Source organism: Microcystis sp. LEGE 08355, assembly GCF_015207185.1.
GTDB classification, from domain to species: domain Bacteria; phylum Cyanobacteriota; class Cyanobacteriia; order Cyanobacteriales; family Microcystaceae; genus Microcystis; species Microcystis panniformis.
Genome location: NZ_JADEXI010000027.1, coordinates 1 through 18,274, shown reverse-complemented (window position 1 = coordinate 18,274; position 18,274 = coordinate 1). Strand labels below are relative to the sequence as shown.

At 44.9% G+C, this 18,274-nt stretch carries 18 protein-coding genes and 1 pseudogene; 15 read left to right on the top strand and 4 right to left on the bottom strand.

Annotation, left to right across the window (positions count from 1 at the left end):
• Positions 1-238: 238 nt before the first annotated feature.
• A complete protein-coding gene (locus IQ242_RS02595) occupies positions 239-1,132 on the bottom strand; it encodes a ferritin-like domain-containing protein (protein WP_193958933.1) in 894 nt (297 codons plus the stop codon).
• A 411-nt stretch (positions 1,133-1,543) separates the two neighbouring features.
• On the opposite strand from IQ242_RS02595, the gene IQ242_RS02590 reads away from it, so the two are divergent.
• The 8 genes from IQ242_RS02590 (at position 1,544) to IQ242_RS02555 (ending at position 6,698) form a co-directional block, all read left to right on the top strand.
• Entirely contained in the window at positions 1,544-1,879 is a 336-nt protein-coding gene (locus IQ242_RS02590) for a hypothetical protein (protein ID WP_052277408.1), read from the top strand.
• The gene (locus tag IQ242_RS02585) at positions 1,876-2,487 is read left to right on the top strand and encodes a class II aldolase/adducin family protein (RefSeq protein ID WP_193958932.1); all 612 of its coding nucleotides are present in this window, start codon (positions 1,876-1,878) and stop codon (positions 2,485-2,487) included. Before IQ242_RS02590 ends, IQ242_RS02585 begins: the two co-directional genes overlap by 4 nt.
• Before the next feature lie 92 nt (positions 2,488-2,579).
• On the top strand, positions 2,580-2,783 hold the full coding sequence (locus IQ242_RS02580; RefSeq protein WP_193958931.1) for a hypothetical protein: 204 nt from the start codon (positions 2,580-2,582) through the stop codon (positions 2,781-2,783).
• Between the two features lie 169 nt (positions 2,784-2,952).
• Positions 2,953-4,341 carry an argininosuccinate lyase gene (gene argH, locus IQ242_RS02575; protein ID WP_193958930.1) on the top strand — a complete coding sequence of 463 codons (1,389 nt, stop codon included), beginning with the start codon at positions 2,953-2,955 and terminating at the stop codon, positions 4,339-4,341.
• Positions 4,342-4,543: 202 nt separating this feature from the next.
• Positions 4,544-4,999, top strand: coding sequence for an NUDIX hydrolase (locus IQ242_RS02570; RefSeq protein ID WP_193958929.1), 456 nt, complete (start codon positions 4,544-4,546; stop codon positions 4,997-4,999).
• A gap of 75 nt (positions 5,000-5,074) precedes the next feature.
• Positions 5,075-5,971 carry a formylglycine-generating enzyme family protein gene (locus IQ242_RS02565; RefSeq protein ID WP_193958928.1) on the top strand — a complete coding sequence of 299 codons (897 nt, stop codon included), beginning with the start codon at positions 5,075-5,077 and terminating at the stop codon, positions 5,969-5,971.
• A gap of 288 nt (positions 5,972-6,259) precedes the next feature.
• Positions 6,260-6,505, top strand: a complete 246-nt coding sequence (locus IQ242_RS02560) for a hypothetical protein (protein ID WP_002772702.1) — start codon at positions 6,260-6,262, stop codon at positions 6,503-6,505.
• Positions 6,492-6,698: an HNH endonuclease gene (locus IQ242_RS02555; protein ID WP_081330836.1), complete on the top strand. Its 207-nt coding sequence runs from the start codon at positions 6,492-6,494 to the stop codon at positions 6,696-6,698. The genes IQ242_RS02560 and IQ242_RS02555 overlap by 14 nt, the downstream gene beginning before the upstream one ends.
• Positions 6,699-6,989: 291 nt before the next feature.
• Here IQ242_RS02555 and IQ242_RS02550 read toward each other — a convergent pair whose 3' ends face one another.
• Complete coding sequence (locus IQ242_RS02550) at positions 6,990-8,072, bottom strand: molecular chaperone DnaJ (protein WP_193958927.1); 1,083 nt, start codon at positions 8,070-8,072, stop codon at positions 6,990-6,992.
• A gap of 397 nt (positions 8,073-8,469) precedes the next feature.
• Between IQ242_RS02550 and IQ242_RS02545 the strand changes: the two genes are divergently transcribed.
• From IQ242_RS02545 to IQ242_RS02525, 5 genes are all read left to right on the top strand, one after another.
• Entirely contained in the window at positions 8,470-9,828 is a 1,359-nt protein-coding gene (locus tag IQ242_RS02545; protein WP_193958926.1) for a CmpA/NrtA family ABC transporter substrate-binding protein, read from the top strand.
• A gap of 112 nt (positions 9,829-9,940) precedes the next feature.
• A complete protein-coding gene (gene ntrB, locus IQ242_RS02540) occupies positions 9,941-10,771 on the top strand; it encodes a nitrate ABC transporter permease (protein WP_193958925.1) in 831 nt (276 codons plus the stop codon).
• Positions 10,772-10,841: 70 nt separating this feature from the next.
• Positions 10,842-12,860 carry a nitrate ABC transporter ATP-binding protein gene (locus tag IQ242_RS02535; protein ID WP_193958924.1) on the top strand — a complete coding sequence of 673 codons (2,019 nt, stop codon included), beginning with the start codon at positions 10,842-10,844 and terminating at the stop codon, positions 12,858-12,860.
• Positions 12,861-12,939: 79 nt separating this feature from the next.
• Positions 12,940-13,779, top strand: coding sequence for a nitrate ABC transporter ATP-binding protein (locus IQ242_RS02530; protein WP_193958923.1), 840 nt, complete (start codon positions 12,940-12,942; stop codon positions 13,777-13,779).
• A 354-nt stretch (positions 13,780-14,133) separates the two neighbouring features.
• A complete protein-coding gene (locus IQ242_RS02525; RefSeq protein ID WP_193958922.1) occupies positions 14,134-14,607 on the top strand; it encodes a phosphate-starvation-inducible PsiE family protein in 474 nt (157 codons plus the stop codon).
• Between the two features lie 46 nt (positions 14,608-14,653).
• Here IQ242_RS02525 and IQ242_RS02520 read toward each other — a convergent pair whose 3' ends face one another.
• Positions 14,654-15,175: an SH3 domain-containing protein gene (locus IQ242_RS02520; RefSeq protein WP_193958921.1), complete on the bottom strand. Its 522-nt coding sequence runs from the start codon at positions 15,173-15,175 to the stop codon at positions 14,654-14,656.
• A gap of 12 nt (positions 15,176-15,187) precedes the next feature.
• Positions 15,188-16,693, bottom strand: coding sequence for an AAA family ATPase (locus IQ242_RS02515; RefSeq protein WP_193958920.1), 1,506 nt, complete (start codon positions 16,691-16,693; stop codon positions 15,188-15,190).
• 603 nt (positions 16,694-17,296) lie between these two features.
• On the opposite strand from IQ242_RS02515, the gene IQ242_RS02510 reads away from it, so the two are divergent.
• Both IQ242_RS02510 and IQ242_RS02505 read left to right on the top strand, forming a co-directional pair.
• A complete protein-coding gene (locus IQ242_RS02510; protein WP_149985959.1) occupies positions 17,297-17,830 on the top strand; it encodes a hypothetical protein in 534 nt (177 codons plus the stop codon).
• Positions 17,827-18,069: pseudogene (locus IQ242_RS02505) on the top strand (DegT/DnrJ/EryC1/StrS family aminotransferase); the annotation flags it as partial. The gene IQ242_RS02510 and the pseudogene IQ242_RS02505, both read left to right, overlap by 4 nt.
• Positions 18,070-18,274 lie beyond the last annotated feature (205 nt).

Sequence of the window (18,274 nt, the reverse complement as noted above, 5' to 3'; positions counted from 1 at the left end):
CGAGTCGGTGGCTACTGGTTCTAGGGTTAAAGATACACTATCGGGATAGCGATCGAAGGCAGCTAAAAGACGCATAATCCAAAAGAGAAAAGCCAAAATAAACAGTAAAAAAGTGGTGTTTCTCCGGCCCTAAAGCCGAGAACTCACCCCTATTTAAAACAATAGCCGATTTTCTCGATCCTCGATGAACATTTCTTCGGCGATCGCTGAACGATTGCCCCTGAAAATCAAGGTTAAATTAGTTGACTTTCTCTTTTTTGCCGATATTGCCGTCCGCATTAAAAAACATCGGTAAAAAGCGTTCCATAAACATTTGTGGATCACGATTCCAGGCTTTTTGAGCCGCTTCTACCCGGAATAATTGCAATTTCGGGTCGAGAAGGGTTTGGGGTAAACGTTCCATCAGATATTGAGGACGTTCCCAGAGCGGCATAGTGGCGGCGATTTCCATTAAATGACCGACGCGGCGTAATTCTGCCCCCAGAGTGATATCCATACCCGATTCATAGGCGGCCTGTTCGATCGCCGAGTATTTGACCTTAGCTTTTTCGACTTTTTGCCGATGTTCGGGGCTTTTTTGGGCAATTTTGGCTAACCAACGATTACCCCAACGCACATGACCCGCTTCTTCAGGGAAGATTTTGGCGATCGTTTCCTGAATTTTCAGATTTTCTGGGGTTTGTTCCCCTTCCTTGAGGGCATAGATATGGGCGGCAAAGTATTCGCATCCCCGTTTTTCCGTGACGTTAATTGCCGCTAGGGCCGCAATCAGTCCATCTTCCCTTTGTTCTTCGCCTTGGAATTGATCTTGATCGAGAAGACGTTCAAATTCATCGATATAGGACAACCCCGGCGGTTTCCCCACATCGGCCCCCAATTCGATTAATAAATCGGTTAACCAGTAGGCATGGCGGGCCTCATCGGCGACGTGGTGGGAAAGGTCCTGGATCAGTTCTTTCGGTTGTCCGTCTAAGGTTTCGATCAGTTCGGTCAGGTCTTTACAGCTACGTTGTTCGTTGTAGCGGTAGCGGTTGAGGGTGACAAGATGAATTTCGCGATCGCTAATGACACGCTTCATGATGTCGCGAGCGCTCATCGTCTTCTTGAATTTACGAGGGTAAGCAACGGTCATGATTTTGTATCGTTTTGTAAACGGCTTTCCGTATTCTAACGGAGTTTTTTGGCTCTCTTGGATTTGGTGGGTAAAATGTATTCTAAGATACATTCCTCCTAGAGAGGGGGTGGAACGAACCACAAAGACACAAAGGACACAAAGATCGATCAATCATAATGTAAGTTAAACTTATCACACACAACCTAGAAGAGCCGTTTTTTCCCGATCTGGCAAGGGATCGGCAAGTGGCAAGCTTTTTTCAGTAACCAGTGAAAGATAAGCTGCCCGCGCATTTAAATTGCTTGTGGAGATGAGATACTCTTTACTGTTGGCTCTGGCAAGAGTAAAGAGATTGGGGGAAGATTCGGCTAATCTAAGAATAAGCGATTAAAATGCGTCTTAGCTGATCGAGGAAAACTAGAATTGTCTATGAACACATTCACTCCCCATCAAATTGTTAGTTTATTCTGCAAAAATCGAACTTTATACGGAGAAGTAATTCAAGTGATCGAAAGTCGTTCGGCTCTTTGGGTGCGTCCTCTTTGGTTAATTGTAGCCGATAATTTTGAGACCATTGATGTGCGGGAAGGGTCTGATTTAATCCTGCCGATCGAGTTATTTAACCCCGCCTTAGATACAGAAGTTTTACCCCTATTCTCCCAAGTAGTTAAAGATAATTATATCGCCAATATTTCCTATCCTCTCCAGGACTTTGTGGAGAAAGTTTGTCAAAATTATCCCGAATATTTTCAGAAAAATCTATGATTGATGAAGGCTATGTTAAATACGATTGTACTTGGATTCCTGACCGTCCCTTAATAAGCTTAGAGATTGCAGAATTAAATTATTGGCGCAATCGCCTCTATCGACTGGGATTAATCGGTCAATACGATAACGGAATCGGTTTTGGGAATGTGAGTCAACGAGGAAAAATAGACAAAGAAATCATTATTTCTGGCACTAACACTGGGGGAATCCAGGTATTAAATGAATCCCATTACACCACGGTTATAGACTACGATTGGAGAGAGAATCGGGTCACTTGTCGGGGAACAATTGCCGCTTCTTCGGAAACTCTCACCCATGGAGCAATTTATGAAGCGAATCCCCGGATTAATGGGGTAATTCATATTCATCATCGTCCCCTGTGGCAAAATTTAATGTATCGAGTGCCGACCACTCAAGAAAATATCGCCTATGGAACCCCAGAAATGGCCGCAGAAATTATCCGTTTATGTCAAGAAGATAGTCTAGAGGAGCAACAAATTTTAGTGATGAGTGGTCATGAAGAAGGAATTATCGCCTTTGGGCAAGATTTAGAAAAAGCGGGTAACTTATTATTATCCTATTACCAGCAATCTCAATCATCTTGAAAGTGACCTCCTCTCCAACTCACCGCCAAGAGTACAAAAGTCGTTTTCATGTTAACTTGTTCTGTAGATTTTCGCCTTTGAGGAATCCCATCGTGATCGACATCTTCCATCATCTATCTGTCTCGATCGACTTTTCGCCCCTTACCAATGTCTTGATGACTATTTCGGATCAAGACGTGGATATCATCGGCAATGTCCAGAAATCCTTCTCAAATTTCGTCAAAACTGGGCAAGCATCGGCCTTATTAATCGGTTTGGTTGTCGGTTATCTGTTTCGAGGTTTTACTTCTTATTAGCTTTTCGCCTATCGGTATTCAGCCAGAGCGAGCAATTCTTGCTATTCTTATGTTTGTAGGGTTGGAGATTTTTCTAACCTGAAGCGGTAATGCTATCAGCACTGGATTATTCCCCAAAATTGTCCAGCATATTTTGGTTAACTTTATACACAATCATCTAACGAAAACAGTGACAGCAAAGAAAACTTGGAGCGATCGCTTTGAAGGTAGTCTCCATCCTACGATCGTAGAATTTAACGCCAGTATTGGCTTTGATATCGAATTAATCGAGTATGATCTCACCGGATCGATCGCTCACGCTAAAATGCTCGCCTATACGGGTATTATCAGCCCCGAAGAAGCAGATAGTCTCGTCTCTGGATTGGAACAAATTCGTCAAGAATATCGCACCGGCAACTTTAACCCCGGCATCGATCAAGAGGACGTGCATTTTGCCGTGGAACGTCGTTTAACCGAGATTGTGGGAGATGTGGGCAAAAAACTGCACACGGCCCGTTCGCGGAATGATCAGGTAGGAACGGATATTCGTCTGTATCTTAGACAACAAATCGATGATATTAGGCAAGAAATTCGCAATTTTCAGCAAGCTTTAGTCAATCACGCCGAAAACCATCTGGAAACCCTGATCCCCGGTTATACCCACCTGCAGCGCGCTCAACCGATTAGTTTAGCCCATCATCTCCTCGCTTATTTTCAAATGGCCGAACGGGATCACCAAAGATTAGGGCAAATTCGCGCCAGGACTAATATTTCGCCCCTAGGATGTGGCGCTTTAGCAGGGACGACTTTTCCGATTGATCGTCATTACAGCGCCAATTTACTCGATTTTGAGCAGGTGTATAACAATAGTCTCGATGGAGTTAGCGATCGAGATTTTGCTATTGAATTTATGACGGCCGCTAGTCTGATTATGGTCCACCTGAGCCGTTTGAGCGAAGAAATGATTCTCTGGTCTTCCCAAGAATTTAGTTTTATCACTCTCACCGATAGTTGTGCCACGGGATCTAGCATTATGCCTCAGAAAAAAAATCCCGATGTTCCCGAATTGGTGCGCGGCAAAACAGGGCGTGTTTTTGGGCATTTACAGGCGTTATTGACCTTAATGAAGGGTTTACCCCTAGCCTATAACAAAGACTTGCAGGAAGACAAGGAGGCGTTATTTGATGGCGTTAAAACCGTGCGGATTTGTTTGCAAGCGATGACGGTACTTTTAGCCACCGGAATTCAATTTAAAACCGACCGATTAGCTAACGCGGTGGCGGAAGATTTTTCTAATGCGACGGATGTGGCGGATTATTTAGCCAGTAAGGGGATTCCCTTCCGAGAAGCTTATAATTTAGTCGGGAAAGTCGTTAAAAGCAGTTTGGCAGCGGGTAAGTTATTGAAAGATTTAACCCTGACGGAATGGCAAGAATTACATCCAGCTTTTCAGGCCGATATCTATGACGCGATCGCTCCTCGTCAGGTGGTGGCGGCCCGTAATAGCTATGGTGGCACAGGTTTTGAACAAGTGCGATCGGCTTTAATTCAAGCTAAAGCCATTCTCAATCATGATTGATATTGTTGGGGGTTGGGGGATAGGTGTTAGGCAAAAGTCCTGACTTGAAAGAGGGTGTAGGGTGTGGGGTGTGGGGTGTAGGGAAGGAAACCTCTTTCTTCTGACAATTAGCCGAACCTCCCCCAATCCTTTTACTGTTGCCTTTTGCCTTTTGCCTTTTGCCTCGTCTCAACAAGCAATTTAAATTACGAACAGCTTATATATGGGTCGTGTTTGGCATTTTATTAAAAGTGTGATGGGAATTATCTTTCGTCATCCTGTAACTGGGGTGACAATAATTCCGCTGCTTGCTGATGGTACAATTGTTTTAATCCGACGCAGAGACACCGGCAAATGGTCCCTACCGGGGGGAATGGTCGATTGGGGGGAAGATATTTTTAATACTGCTCAAAGGGAATTAAAAGAGGAAACAGGATTAAATTTAGTCAGTTTAGGGCGTTTAGTCGGGGTTTATTCCTCTTTTGAGCGTGATCCGCGTATTCACTCCATTTCATTGTTAATTGAAGTGACGGCTGCGGGGAATTTTCAGATCAAAGATACATTAGAAGTTAGCGAGGTGAGAGCTTTTAGCGTCGAAACTTTACCTCTAGGCAATCTCAGCCACGATAACGATCGCCAACTAGAAGATTATCTCAGGGGTGCCACTGTAGTGGCTTGATGTCGAGGGAAAGATAGTGGAGTTAGAATGTTTGGTTAAAGGCAAGTGAGATAACATTTAGGGGAAATCAACACAATGAAATTTGATTTTGATTTTGATTTTGATGTGGTAAAAGTAAATGCCAAAGGTCAGGAAGTCGAACGAAAAAAGGCAGAAGCCTCATATTTCGCCCAAGATTTGGGCAACGGCATCACCTTAGAAATGGTCGCCATCCCAGAGGGAACTTTCACGATGGGAACGGAAGACGAGGAAATCAAAAGACTGGTAAAAAAATTTGGTTGGGAAGGATTTGGATGGGAAAGACCTCAACATCGAGTAACCGTTTCTTCTTTCTACATGGGACGTTATCCCATCACCCAGTCCCAGTGGAAAGCGATCGCCGCAACCGCTAAAATAGACATCGACCTAGAGACAAACCCCTCTCGCTTCAATGGGGATGAGCTACCCGTAGAAGGAGTCAACTGGTATCAAGCAACGGAATTCTGTAAACGACTATCAAGGGAAACAAAACGGGAGTATCGGCTACCGAGTGAGGCGGAATGGGAGTACGCTTGTCGTGCTGAAACCACCACCCCATTCTATTTTGGGGAAACCATTACCGGGGAATTGGCCAACTACAATGCCGGCTATACCTACGCCGAGGAAGCGAAGGGAGAATATCGAAGCGAAACAACTCCCGTGGGACAATTTCCCCCCAATGCCTTCGGACTGTACGATATGCACGGCAATGTCTGGGAATGGTGCGCCGATACTTGGCATGATAATTATGCTGGTGCGCCCACGGATGGCAGTGCTTGGACAGAAAATGGGAATGATAATCATTCTTCTCTGCGTGGCGGTTCTTGGCGCAGCTTTCCGTATTACTGCCGTTCCGCTTACCGCTACTTCAGCTCCCGCCGCGACTTCAACTACGACTTCTACTTCTACCGCTTCGGTTTTCGGGTGGTGTGCGGTGCTGGGAGGACTCTGTAACCCTTTTTCTCTTTTTACCCTTATTTCCTATTTTTTCTTTTTTCTTTTCTTTCCCGCCTCACGGCAGGTCGATTTTTTTGAGAAAATGGCGTTAATGTTAAATTTTATCCTAAATCCAGTTATTAAAAACTGATTATTTATTCCCCTTTTTGCATGAGTGCATGAGTAGAAAACGGGTTTCTCGGAGAAACCCGTTTTCTGTGCGTTACTCGAGAGTTATCGGTTATCAGTTGGGAAGGTGGTGTTATATTATGGGCAGTAAAGTTGCTCAAAAAGCCAGCTACAACCATGAGCGCTCTTGTCAAACCCTCTAGCCTGATTCCCAAAGGATTGCGGGTGCAACAGATTAATAATCTCACCCTATTCAAATTTACAGATGAACTGGGCGATCGGATGCAGACGCTTCTTGACAAAAAAAAAGCTGATGATCTCACCCCGGAGGAAGTCCTTGAGCTAGAAGCGATTGGCGAACTCGACCAAATTTTCAGCTACATCAACGCTGTCATTGCTGCCAGAGTAAATGGTCATTCCTAAATCGCTCTACCATATTGTTCGACAACGCGCTAGGTTCCGGTGTGAATACTGTCACTATCCCGAACTCCTCAGTTCCGCCCCTCTTTCGATCGACCATATTCAACCCTTTATCCAGAATGCCCGACGGCAATGGATAGCGGGCCAACTCCATCCACCCAAGGATGACCCACGACAAGAAATTAGTGAGACTTAAGGCGTGGTTTAAAAAAGGTTGATCGGGAGTAACAAAAGCTTAATCCTGATTATTTAGGGTTTGCGGCAAAAAGTACGGGCGAAGCATTCGGATAGAAAATCTACGGTTTCACCGATAGGTTATTGCCCGAATGCTTCGCCCCTACAGGACACGGGCCGATGAAGACGCAAGGTTTTGAACGACGATTCTCTCAAAATCTTGCACCTGTGAGAGCAAAACAGAACCCTAAAACCCTTACCTCGTCTATATTTCACATTTATTCAGCATACCCTAAATATTGGCGTTCTCTCTTCAACGGCTGATTGTGCGAAGTTGCTGCAGAAGTTGATCAAGAATGTCTTCCATCTCTTCCGGGCTGCTGCCCATCCTGACCGGTCCGCGCAGAAACTCTTTAACCGTTATCTTTTTATCGCGGAAGTCACGGACAAAATTATAGATTTTTTCGGTGGATTGAACTTGTAATTTCATCTCCTCTAGCATTTGCTCAATCGGGTCGATGCCATCCTTCTCACAAGCGCGACTGGCCCTCACCATCTCGCCTTCCGGGGTATTTCGCACCGAGCGCAGTTCTCTTTTCAGGTTCTCGTACTGCTTTTTGAGTAGTTCGTTATTGGTTTCAACCCTCTCGCACTGTCGTTTGAGGTCGCTTTCCGATGAGCCTTCAACCTCGAAAGTGTCCCCCATTTGATACTGTCGTTCGATTTCGAGCAGTTTGGCAATATCTCCCTCTTTATAGGCGCGGTTGACTTCCTTCATAATCTCGTTGTGACGCATCCGAGTTTCGGGATCCGTAACCTTGTCGGGGTGAAAAATCTCGGCCATTCTCAGGAAAGTGCGGCGTATTTGTCTAGATTCAGGAGATTTAGGCGAGCTTTCAGGTGATAGCTCTGTTCCATCATCGTGACGGCCATAGGAGTCTTCCCCAGAGAAGAAATCCTGCGCGGATTGCTCCGATGCTCCTTCTGGTTCTTCGTCTCCGAAAAGTTCGTCAAGTTCTTCATCTCCATCGTCAAATTTTGGGCTAATCACCCCCGTTAACTGAAGTGTCTCGTAAATTCCGAGAATCCTTTTTTTTGTCTGCTGCCCCATTTTTCTAGCAGTGAGGATTTCGTCAAAAAGGGCGTGTATTTCGCGGTCGAGGTCGGTAAGTTTTTGATAGAGGGGTTGTCCTCTCTGGAAAATCTCCGTCGCTAGGGAACGCATCTGGTCGAGGAATTTCTTCAGTTCGTTGCGTTTTCTGCCAATCTGCTTGAGGAGCCACTGATGCTCCTCCTCTAAAGCTTGGAGACGAAAATGTAGGGAAGACAGAGCCAAGGAAGGAGCGGTAGGCGAATCAGAGGAGTTCGGTGATTTCGGCTTTTTAGATCTGGTCATTACTTTGGGGTGAAAGCATATTGTCTATTCTACCAAGCCGGAAGGAGCCGCATTCCTAAAACTCACCCTTGGCTCATTTTGTTGTTTCTCCCCACCTCCCTGCTCCCCATCACCCCTGCTCCAGCGCCCTACGGAAACCTTTTTAAGTGGCTAGAAGCTAGATATATCAATGGTCTTAATTAATCCTTATCAATCGAATTAAATTTTTGTACATAAAATTCTCGCTCAGATTAATTATTTTTTCCAAATTCCGCTAGACTTATTTATTAAGTTCAATCGAGACTCAATATTCCATAGCTAAATTTCTATAGCACGGGCTAGAAGGAAAGTTTAGCGAGGGATTCCTTTACCCATAATTCAGCACACATATTTGCTTTAGCAGCAGGTAGGAGATTCTATGTCAAAATTTTCGAGACGGAAATTCTTAACCACGGCGGCAGTTTCAGCGGCAGGGGCTGTTGTCCTCAAAGGTTGTGTGGGTAATCCCCCCGACAGTACGGGTGGAACCACCACCACCGCGCCCGCTTCCCCGGTTGCTTCTCCCGTTGCGGTGGCTCCCGGAGAGGCCCCCGAAACCACCAAAATTAAATTAGGTTATATTCCTATTGTTGAGGCCGCACCTTTAATTATTGCCAAGGAAAAAGGCTTTTTCGCTAAACACGGGATGCCCGATGTGGAAGTCTCCAAACAAGCTAACTGGGGCTCCGCTAGAGATAACGTCGAAATTGGGGCAGATGCGGGCGGAATTGACGGAGGACAGTGGCAAATGCCCATGCCTTACCTAATTTCCGAGGGACTAATCACCAAAAATAACGTTAAAGTCCCCATGTATGTGTTAGCGCAGTTAAACACCCAGGGTAACGGAATTGCGATCGCAGGTAAACACGAAGGCAAAAATATCGGTTTAGACCTAAAACCCGCCAAAGATTACATCCTCGCCATGAAAACGACGGGAACTCCCTTCAAAGCCGCCTATACTTTCCCGAAAGCTAATCAAGACTTCTGGATTCGTTACTGGTTAGCCGCCGGTGGTATTAACCCCGATACGGATATTAACCTAATTGCGGTTCCTGCCGCCCAAACCGTGGCCAACATGAAAACCGGAACCATGGATGCGTTTAGTACCGGCGATCCTTGGCCGGCGAGAATTGTGGCTGATCAGATCGGTTTTATGTCAGCTTTAACCGCAGAAATCTGGCCCTATCACCCGGAAGAATACCTCGCTATCCGCGCCGATTGGGTGGATAAAAACCCGAAAGCTACTAAGGCACTATTAAAAGGAGTTATGGAAGCGCAGCAATGGCTCGATCAAGAGGCAAATCGGGCAGAAGCGGCGGCAATTCTCGCTAAACCGGCTTATTTCAACCTCAAAGAAGAAATTATCGCCGGTCCCCTCAAAGGAATGCAGAAAATGGGTGACGGTAAACCGGAAATCACCGACAAAAATAAAGGGGTTTTCTACTGGAAAGATCCCGCCGGTAGCGTTTCCTATCCCTACAAGAGTCATGATCTCTGGTTTTTAACCGAAAGTGTTCGTTGGGGTTTCTTGCCGAAAGAAACTTTAACCACTGCCTCAGCATTAATCGACAAAGTTAACCGCGAGGATCTTTGGAAAGCGGCAGCCACAGAGTTAGGGGTTCCCGCAGCTGATATTCCTACCAGTACCTCCCGCGGTGTGGAGAAATTCTTTGATGGCAAAACTTTTGACCCCGCTAATCCCCAAGCTTATCTCGATAGTTTGGCGATTAAAAAATAGGGAGTTTTTCCCGATAGGCTAGGTGCATAAAATATCTAGTCTATTAATCCCAAAAGTGTTTTCTTCTCTCCCCAATCAAGTAACTTTATCTTCAACAAAGGAAAACGGCAAAATGGCAACTAGCGTCAGCAGAACAAGCAAGGGTGGTTTCGACTTCAGTAAATTCTGGAAAAAACATTCTGGAGATATCCTTCCTCCCATTGTGGGTATTTTATTTTTCCTGATTTTATGGCAGTTAATGTCTATGGTGGGATTGATTAAATTACCACCGCCATCGGACATTATTACTAATGAGCGTACCCGCACCTATTTAATGTATCCTTTCTTTGACCGTGGAGGTATTGATAAGGGACTATTCTGGCAAACTCTCGAAAGTCTAAAACGGGTATTAATCGGTTATTCTTTGGCCGCAGTGGTGGGTATTGGAGTTGGGATTATGGTCGGTTTAAATTCTTTCTTAAATAAGGCACTCGATCCCCTTTTTCAATTCCTAAGAACAGTTCCTCCTCTTGCTTGGGTTCCCCTATCTTTGGCCGCTTTACAACAAAACCAACCCGCTGCTTTATTCGTTATTTTTATCACCGCAGTTTGGCCGATTTTGATCAATACCACTGTCGGTGTTCAACAAATTCCTCAAGACTATATCAACGTTAAACAAGTCTTGCAATTGTCCAACCAAAAATTCTTTTTCAAGATATTAATTCCCTCGGCTCTTCCCTACATATTCACGGGTTTGAGAATTGCGATCGGTTTAGCTTGGTTAGCGATTATTGCGGCAGAAATCGTTATGTCGGGTATTGTCGGTATCGGTTTCTTTATCTGGGATGCCTACCAAAATAACTACATCAGTGATATTATTCTCGCTCTGTTTTATATCGGTGGTGTGGGTTTATTACTCGATCGCTTTATGGCTTGGTTGCAAAATCAAATCGTTCGTCAATAGGGAATTAATGGGGAAAGTTTACCCATTTTTCAAATAACTGAAACTTGAGCCAATTTAAGGAGAAAAAACTATGAGTTTGTTTGTCGCTGTCGATAACATTGATAAAGTATTCCCCCTTAGTGGTGGCGGTGAATATGTGGCCTTGAAAGGGATCGATTTACAGATAAAAAAAGGGGAATTTATCTCCCTCATCGGTCACTCCGGTTGCGGAAAATCCACCCTCTTAAACATGATCGCTGGTTTAGATTTGCCCACGGAAGGAGTGGTGACTTTGCAAGGTCAAAGCATTAAAAAACCAGGACCAGATCGCATGGTAGTCTTCCAAAACTATTCCCTTTTACCCTGGTTAACCGTCAAAGAAAATATCACTCTGGCCGTCGATCAAGTTCTCGCTCAACTATCAGAAGATGAAAGAAAAGCTGAAGTCGAAAAATATATCGATCTGGTCAATCTTCGTCATGCAGTGGATAAACGTCCCAACGAATTATCGGGGGGGATGAAACAACGGGTAGCGATCGCTCGCGCCCTAGCCATCCGTCCGAAAGTCCTGCTTTTAGACGAACCCTTTGGCGCGTTAGATGCCCTGACTAGAGGTAATCTACAGGAACAGTTAATGCAGCTGTGCGAAGAATACCAAATGACCTCGGTAATGGTGACGCACGATGTGGATGAAGCAGTGCTATTATCCGATCGCATCGTCATGCTCACCAACGGCCCCGGCTCAAAAATTGGCGGTATTTTGGAAGTGGATATTCCCCGTCCCCGCAAACGCATGGAAGTGGTGGAACACCCCAGTTACTACAGTCTCCGGAGTGAAATTATCTATTTCCTCAACCAACAAAAACGGATCAAAAAACTGCGCGCCCGCAAAGTCGAAGTAATTGCCCGTCACGGTTTAGAAAAAGTCAATCTAGAAATCGGTTTTGTTCCCCTCACCGCTTGCGCGCCCCTAGCAGTGGCCAAAGAAAAGGGATTCTTTACTAAACATGGTCTAGATGAGGTGAATTTAGTCCGGGAAACCAGTTGGCGAGGGGTTGTGGATGGGATCGCAGGGGGATTCCTCGACGGGGCGCAAATGCCTTCGGGAATGCCCACCTGGTTAACCGTCGGTGGTTATCAGGAGCAACCTTTGCCGATTGTCAGCGCCCTGACTATGACTCGTAACGGTAACGGTGTCACCCTCGCTAAACGCTTCTATGACGAGGGAGTGATTGACGGTAACGCTTTAAAACAGATGCTATTGGAATCGAAGGAGCAGCGCCATATTTTTGGCATTGTTCACCCCTCCTCGATGCACAATTTGCTCCTACGTTACTGGTTAGCGGCAGCGGGAATTGACCCCGATAAAGACGTTCACCTCGAAACTATTCCCCCGGCCCAAATGGTAGCCGACCTGAAAACCGGTAGTATCGACGGTTACTGTGTCGGTGAACCCTGGAATCTCAGATCCGCTATGGAAGGTATCGGTTATACCGTCGCCACCGACTTAGAAATCTGGCAGGGCCACCCGGGTAAGGCCCTGGGAGTTCGGGAAGATTGGGCCAATAAATACCCTAATACCCACGTCGCTTTAGTCAAAGCACTGCTGGAAGGTTGTCGCTACTGTGCCGAGGAAGGGAATCAGGAAGAAATTCGTCAAATCCTCGCCAGTCGTCAGTATCTTAGTACCAATATTGATTATATCCAACTGGGTGATCCCAACTCCTACGCGTGCAGTATTGATCAACCGATGAAAGAATATGCACACCATCTGTTCTATGGAGAAGGGGTAAATCGTCCCAGTCGTACCGAACACCTCTGGATGATGACCCAAATGGCACGCTGGGGCCACATTCCTTTCCCCCGTAACTGGGTAGAAATTCTCGAACGCGTCTGTCGGGTGGGTGTCTTCAGTACCGCGGCCCGGGAATTGGGTCTAGGGGATATTAAATATCGTCGCACACCGATCCTTTTATTCGATGGTATCGAGTTTGATGCCGAGGATCCGATCGGTTATCTCAATAGTTTAGAGATCAAACAAAACGTCACCATGGCCGAAGTGGCTATTGATGCTCGTCCTAGTGCCAGTGAATCTCGCAAAATTGCCTAAAAATCGACTAAGGGGATAATTATTAGCCAATTATCTCCAGTCATTGCCCCTATTAACTAATTTCCCCCAAAGACTAATCATGTACACCACCACCGACACAATTAACCGAGCAACCCAGGCCCTCAGTAAAGAAGCTTTTGTCACCATTGAAGGAGTTTCTAAGGTTTATCCCACTGCTAGAGGCCCCTACACCGTCCTTAAGGATGTTAATCTCAGCATCAATGAAGGTGAATTTATCTGTGTGATCGGTCACTCTGGTTGCGGTAAATCGACCCTATTAAATATGGTGTCGGGTTTTTCTTCTCCCACCGATGGCATCGTTAAAGTTAACGGTAAGAAAATTACTAAACCTGGGCCCGATCGCATGGTAGTGTTTCAAAACTATGCTTTATTGCCTTGGTTAAGCGTTTTTGAAAATGTCTATCTCGCGGTAGATGCGGTCTCTCCCAATGCTCCGGAAGCACAAAAACGCTCGATCGTGCGGGAACATTTAGCTATGGTGGGTTTAACCGAAGCTATGGACAAAACCCCTCCCCAAATCTCCGGGGGGATGAAACAACGGGTTTCGATCGCCCGGGCCCTTTCTATCCGTCCGGAAGTATTAATTCTTGATGAACCTTTTGGTGCCTTGGATGCGATTACCAAAGAGGAATTACAGGAAGAATTGCTGAAAATATGGCAAGATAAACGCTGTACGGTGTTGATGATTACCCATGATATCGATGAGGCTCTTTTCCTCGCTGATAAGCTGGTAATGATGACCAATGGACCGGAAGCGAAAATCGGCGAAGTGATGAATATTCATTTCCCCCGTCCCCGCGATCGGGAGAGAATTATGGAGGATCCGGAATATTATCGTCTGCGTAACTATGCCCTCGACTTCCTCTATAATCGTTTCGCTCACGATGATGTCAGCTAGATGCGAGCATTTGTATTAGTTTGGGGTGCGGTTGACTTAAAAGCGATCGCACCTAGATTTTTTTCTAGGGAAGCCTTCTTCAAGTAAAATTATTTCTAAGTAAGTAAGTGGGTGGGTGGAATTAAATATAAGATGAACGTAGGTTGGGTTGAAGCATGAAACCCAACGACCGCATAGTTTACGCTACCGCTAACCCATCCTACAAATAATTGTGCCTCCCTACTTAGATGTTAAAAATTGTCAGATACCCCCCTTATCAAGGGGGGATAAAGGGGGGATATACTTACTTGTTAGCTAAATAGAACAATTAGCAATAAAATACAATAATAATTTTTACTTTTTACTTAATCGATCATGCTCAAACAGATACGGAAACTACTTATCAATTTTGGTCAACAATGGCGCGATGAAGATTTCATGAAGTCGATTCATCTCATTGAAAACATAGTTTCTAAGGTTTTATCCGTAGCCTTAATTGTTGTTATTATTGTTTCTCTTTATGACCTAGTAGTTATCCTAATCAAAGATTTATTTACTACGGAACCCGTCGGTTTTTTTAGCAAAACTTTAATTGAAATCTTCGGATTATTTCTCAATATTTTGATCGCCTTAGAGTTATTAGAAAACGTCACTGCTTACTTAAGAAAACACATCGTACAGGTTGAATTAGTCGTTGTTACGGCTTTAATTGCCATCTCTCGAAAAATTATTATTTTCGATCCCAAGAAATACAGTAAAGATGACTTAATTGCCCTCACCGTGGGAACCTTAGCTTTAGCGGCAAGTTATTGGTTAATCAGAAAAGTTAATCGCGATAATCGTTCTTGAATTAAGGGAAAGGGATAGATTTTCTAAATCTATCCCTTCTAAATATTTACTGGACTCTGGAAATATTACCTGCTTTAATCCAACCTTCGCGACCATCGGACAGACGCACGCGCTGCCATTGGCCATCGCTGCTGGTTCCCACCACACTGACTTTAGTATTGTAATCGAGACCACCGAGACGAGTCGATTCACTGGTAGGTTGAGAGCGCAGACTTAAACCGCTTTGCCATGTCACCCGCGCTTGATAACCCTCGGATGTGGTTTCTTTTTTTCTTGCTTCGGGACTGGGTTTCGGGGCAGCTTTTGGTGCTGGTGCAGCTGTGGGAGACTCTTTCACCTCAGCTTGGGGTTGTTCTTGGACCGGAGTAGTAGGGATGGGAGAAGGTTTGACGGCGGCTTTTTCCTCCTTAGTTTCCTCTTTTTTCTCCTCGGTAAAGACGGGTTTAGGAGGATTAGAATTCATACCGGAGAGAAGCATATAGGCGACAGCAGTGGCCCCACCGACCAAAATCGCCACTCCCATGACAAAACCGACCATAAATTGCAATAAACCAGATAAACGCTTCATATTGGTGCTAAATTAACTGTTAGGATTAACATTAAAACGATCATCGCGAGAGGCTAAACGAGCTTTGCCGGACTTAGCCCAATCCTGTAGAAACTGGATCTGTTCTTGAGCAGTGCGAGCCAGGGGTATAATCTGACTAGCGGCCTCAAGCACATCATCGGTGCTAAAGTCGCGATTTTGACTAAACCCGATGTGCATCGCTTCCACGATGGTTTGTTCGATTTCTGCCCCCGAAAAATCGGGAGTTTCGTAGGCTAGTCGCTTTATATCATAACTTTTCAGATTATGGGGCCGAACTTTCCCTAAATGAACGCTAAAAATCTCCTCGCGGGACTTTTGGCTAGGTAGTCCGACAAAAAATATCTCATCGAAGCGTCCTTTTCGCAACATTTCCGGGGGCAAAGATTGGATGTTATTAGCCGTAGCGACGACAAAAACGGGCGATTGTTTCTCGGCTAACCAAGTGATAAAAGTCCCGAAAACCCGCCCGGTGGTTCCTCCGTCGCCTTTCCCATCCACTCCGGCGAAAGCTTTATCGATTTCGTCTATCCACAGCACACAGGGAGCTAAAGCTTCGGCGAGATTAATCATCTGACGGGTACGCGATTCCGATTCTCCCACCAATCCGCCAAATAAACGCCCCACGTCTAGACGCAGCAGCGGTAAGTGCCAATGATGGGAAATAGCTTTCGCTGTCAGGGATTTACCCGTCCCTTGAATTCCCACCAATAGTAAACCCCGGGGATTGGGTAAACCGTAGGCGCGGGCGCGTTCACTAAAGGCACCACCGCGACGAATCAGCCAATCTTTGAGATTATCTAGTCCCCCGATGTCAGAAATCTGCTCTGTGGCGGGATAAAAGTCTAATATCTGGGTTTGACGAATCGATTGGCGTTTTTCTGCCAAAATTAATTCCACGTCCTCTGGCTCAATTTTGCCGTGACTGGCTAAACATTTGGCTAAAACCCGACGAATTCTCTCTAGGGATAATCCTTGGGCAGAAAGCACTAATTCATCGAGGAGTGGTTCTTTGACGGGTTGTCCGGTGGCAGCGATTAATCGCTGAATTTCCTGTTTAATTTCTTCGCCGCTAGGGAGGGGAAAATCAACGACGGTGATTACTTCGGTGAGATCCGAGGGGATAGACAGTTCGGGAGCGACGATAATTAGGTTTTTAGGCTGAGATTTCAGAGAACGGGCGAGATTTCGCAATTTTCTGGCGATGGCAATATCTTCTAAAAAGCGCTGGAAATCGCGTAAAATTATGATCGCGGCGATGTTAGCTGGCAGCTTTTCGACGAATTCAAGAGCTTGGAGGGGATTACGCCGAGCCAAGTTCTCATTATTGGGATTATCTTGATAACCATCCACGAAATCCCAGACATAGACAGCACGGTTATTGCTCTGTTTGGCAATATCGGCGATCGCTTTTTCGAGACGTTCTTCTTCTAGGGTGCTAACATAGATGAGAGGATAGCGCGCCCGCAGCAGTAATTCAAATTCTTCACCAAAGCTCATAGCTATTCGTCTATAGTTTTTGCTATTTAGGGCTTGCTGAATAAATCTAAAAACCTTGCTGGATAAGACTTTTAGACTTTTTGTCAATCCAAAAGTACCGGCCCTGGGAGTGAGCGGGGGGAAAATTCAGGTACTTTTTCCCTGAAAATGGGTAAAACCCCACACCCTGCCCCCACGAAAAACTTTTTCAGCAAACCCTATTTATATCGTCATCAGAAAATATAGCAGTTAGCCGTCTCTTGGATATTTTAGTACAAATGCTCGGACTTGTGTTCTAAATGTTCCACAAGTGCTTCGCCATCGTTCCGCTTATCTTCATGAGACCCCTGTTTAATCCTATTTTTTTACCCCTTAAGTATTTCTATCTATTTCTAAAGTTAGATGCTCCCGTGTTTTCTTAAATGTATGGTAGAAGCATCTTGCCTTGATCGGGATTAACCTTCTGTTAACTATAATTAACATCGTGTTAATTAGATTAAGCTTTAGCTAATTAAATTAAATTGGCCTAACGAGGGTGACAAAAGTTAGTCACTGGTTCACAGCTTCTATACCGTCAATTAATTTCAGCCTTTCTCACAACCATCCCATAGGGGGGTTAAATTCATGTTTAAACTAGCCTCAGACTTTTTATCTTTAGATTTTCTCCGCCGACAAAATCAGAAAAATAAGCCAGAAAGTCAATTTAACTCTTTGCCAATTTCTCAAATCACGAAAGAGGGTAAAGTTTTAGCGATAATTCTCCGACGAGAGTTTAACCAAGAGGGAATTCATTTCCTAACTCCCGATGATTTTTCCCAACAGTTGGCCTATATGAGACACCCGACGGGAAAAAGTATTATGCCCCACGTTCATAACAAAGTACAACGAGAAGTATTTTTTACCCAGGAAGTCTTAATTATCAAAAGAGGAAAACTGCGGGTAGATTTCTATGATGACGACCAACAATATCTAGAAAGTCATATCTTGAGAGATGGAGATGTGGTTTTATTGATACAAGGTGGCCATGGTTTCCAAGTCTTAGAAGAAGTAGAAATGATTGAAGTAAAACAGGGTCCCTACGTTGGTAATCAGGATAAAACTCGCTTTACAGGAATTGAGGAAACCGTGGTTAAAATGGCGGGAGCAGAGATAGCATGAGTAGCTTTATTCCCGTCAATGAACCCCTACTTGCGGGCAAGGAAAAACAGTATCTTAACGAATGTATTGATAGCGGTTGGATTTCTTCGGAAGGTCCCTTCGTTCAGAAATTTGAAGAAAACTTTGCCCTCGCTGTTGGGCGAAAGTATGCCGTTTCCGTGTGTAATGGTTCTATGGCCTTAGAAGCGGCCATCGTCGCTTTAGGAATTGGTTCGGGGGATGAGGTGATTCTCCTGACAGGGGGACAAGCCAGCTGAAAAGCTTATGTAGCATGGAATACAGACACAGACTCCAAAAAAAGATAAGTCATATTTACCATATATGACCTAAATAACGAAAATGATAAGTGAACTATACCAGAAAGTGTTAGAAAATGAACTGGGGCGAGCCAGATATCTACTGTTGTTAATGGTAGTTGGAACCTGGCAAATATTGAAGCAAGCA

Bases quoted from the DNA above. Each gene is read 5' to 3' on its own strand.
- IQ242_RS02510 (WP_149985959.1), top strand. From the start codon at position 17,297: ATGTTTAAACTAGCCTCAGACTTTTTATCTTTAGATTTTCTCCGCCGA.
- IQ242_RS02530 (WP_193958923.1), top strand. From the start codon at position 12,940: ATGTACACCACCACCGACACAATTAACCGAGCAACCCAGGCCCTCAGT.
- IQ242_RS02555 (WP_081330836.1), top strand. From the start codon at position 6,492: ATGGTCATTCCTAAATCGCTCTACCATATTGTTCGACAACGCGCTAGG.
- IQ242_RS02550 (WP_193958927.1), bottom strand. From the start codon at position 8,072: ATGACCAGATCTAAAAAGCCGAAATCACCGAACTCCTCTGATTCGCCT.
- IQ242_RS02535 (WP_193958924.1), top strand. From the start codon at position 10,842: ATGAGTTTGTTTGTCGCTGTCGATAACATTGATAAAGTATTCCCCCTT.
- IQ242_RS02520 (WP_193958921.1), bottom strand. From the start codon at position 15,175: ATGAAGCGTTTATCTGGTTTATTGCAATTTATGGTCGGTTTTGTCATG.
- IQ242_RS02585 (WP_193958932.1), top strand. From the start codon at position 1,876: ATGATTGATGAAGGCTATGTTAAATACGATTGTACTTGGATTCCTGAC.
- IQ242_RS02590 (WP_052277408.1), top strand. From the start codon at position 1,544: ATGAACACATTCACTCCCCATCAAATTGTTAGTTTATTCTGCAAAAAT.
- IQ242_RS02515 (WP_193958920.1), bottom strand. From the start codon at position 16,693: ATGAGCTTTGGTGAAGAATTTGAATTACTGCTGCGGGCGCGCTATCCT.
- IQ242_RS02595 (WP_193958933.1), bottom strand. From the start codon at position 1,132: ATGACCGTTGCTTACCCTCGTAAATTCAAGAAGACGATGAGCGCTCGC.
- IQ242_RS02560 (WP_002772702.1), top strand. From the start codon at position 6,260: ATGAGCGCTCTTGTCAAACCCTCTAGCCTGATTCCCAAAGGATTGCGG.
- IQ242_RS02545 (WP_193958926.1), top strand. From the start codon at position 8,470: ATGTCAAAATTTTCGAGACGGAAATTCTTAACCACGGCGGCAGTTTCA.
- IQ242_RS02565 (WP_193958928.1), top strand. From the start codon at position 5,075: ATGAAATTTGATTTTGATTTTGATTTTGATGTGGTAAAAGTAAATGCC.
- IQ242_RS02525 (WP_193958922.1), top strand. From the start codon at position 14,134: ATGCTCAAACAGATACGGAAACTACTTATCAATTTTGGTCAACAATGG.
- ntrB (WP_193958925.1), top strand. From the start codon at position 9,941: ATGGCAACTAGCGTCAGCAGAACAAGCAAGGGTGGTTTCGACTTCAGT.
- IQ242_RS02570 (WP_193958929.1), top strand. From the start codon at position 4,544: ATGGGTCGTGTTTGGCATTTTATTAAAAGTGTGATGGGAATTATCTTT.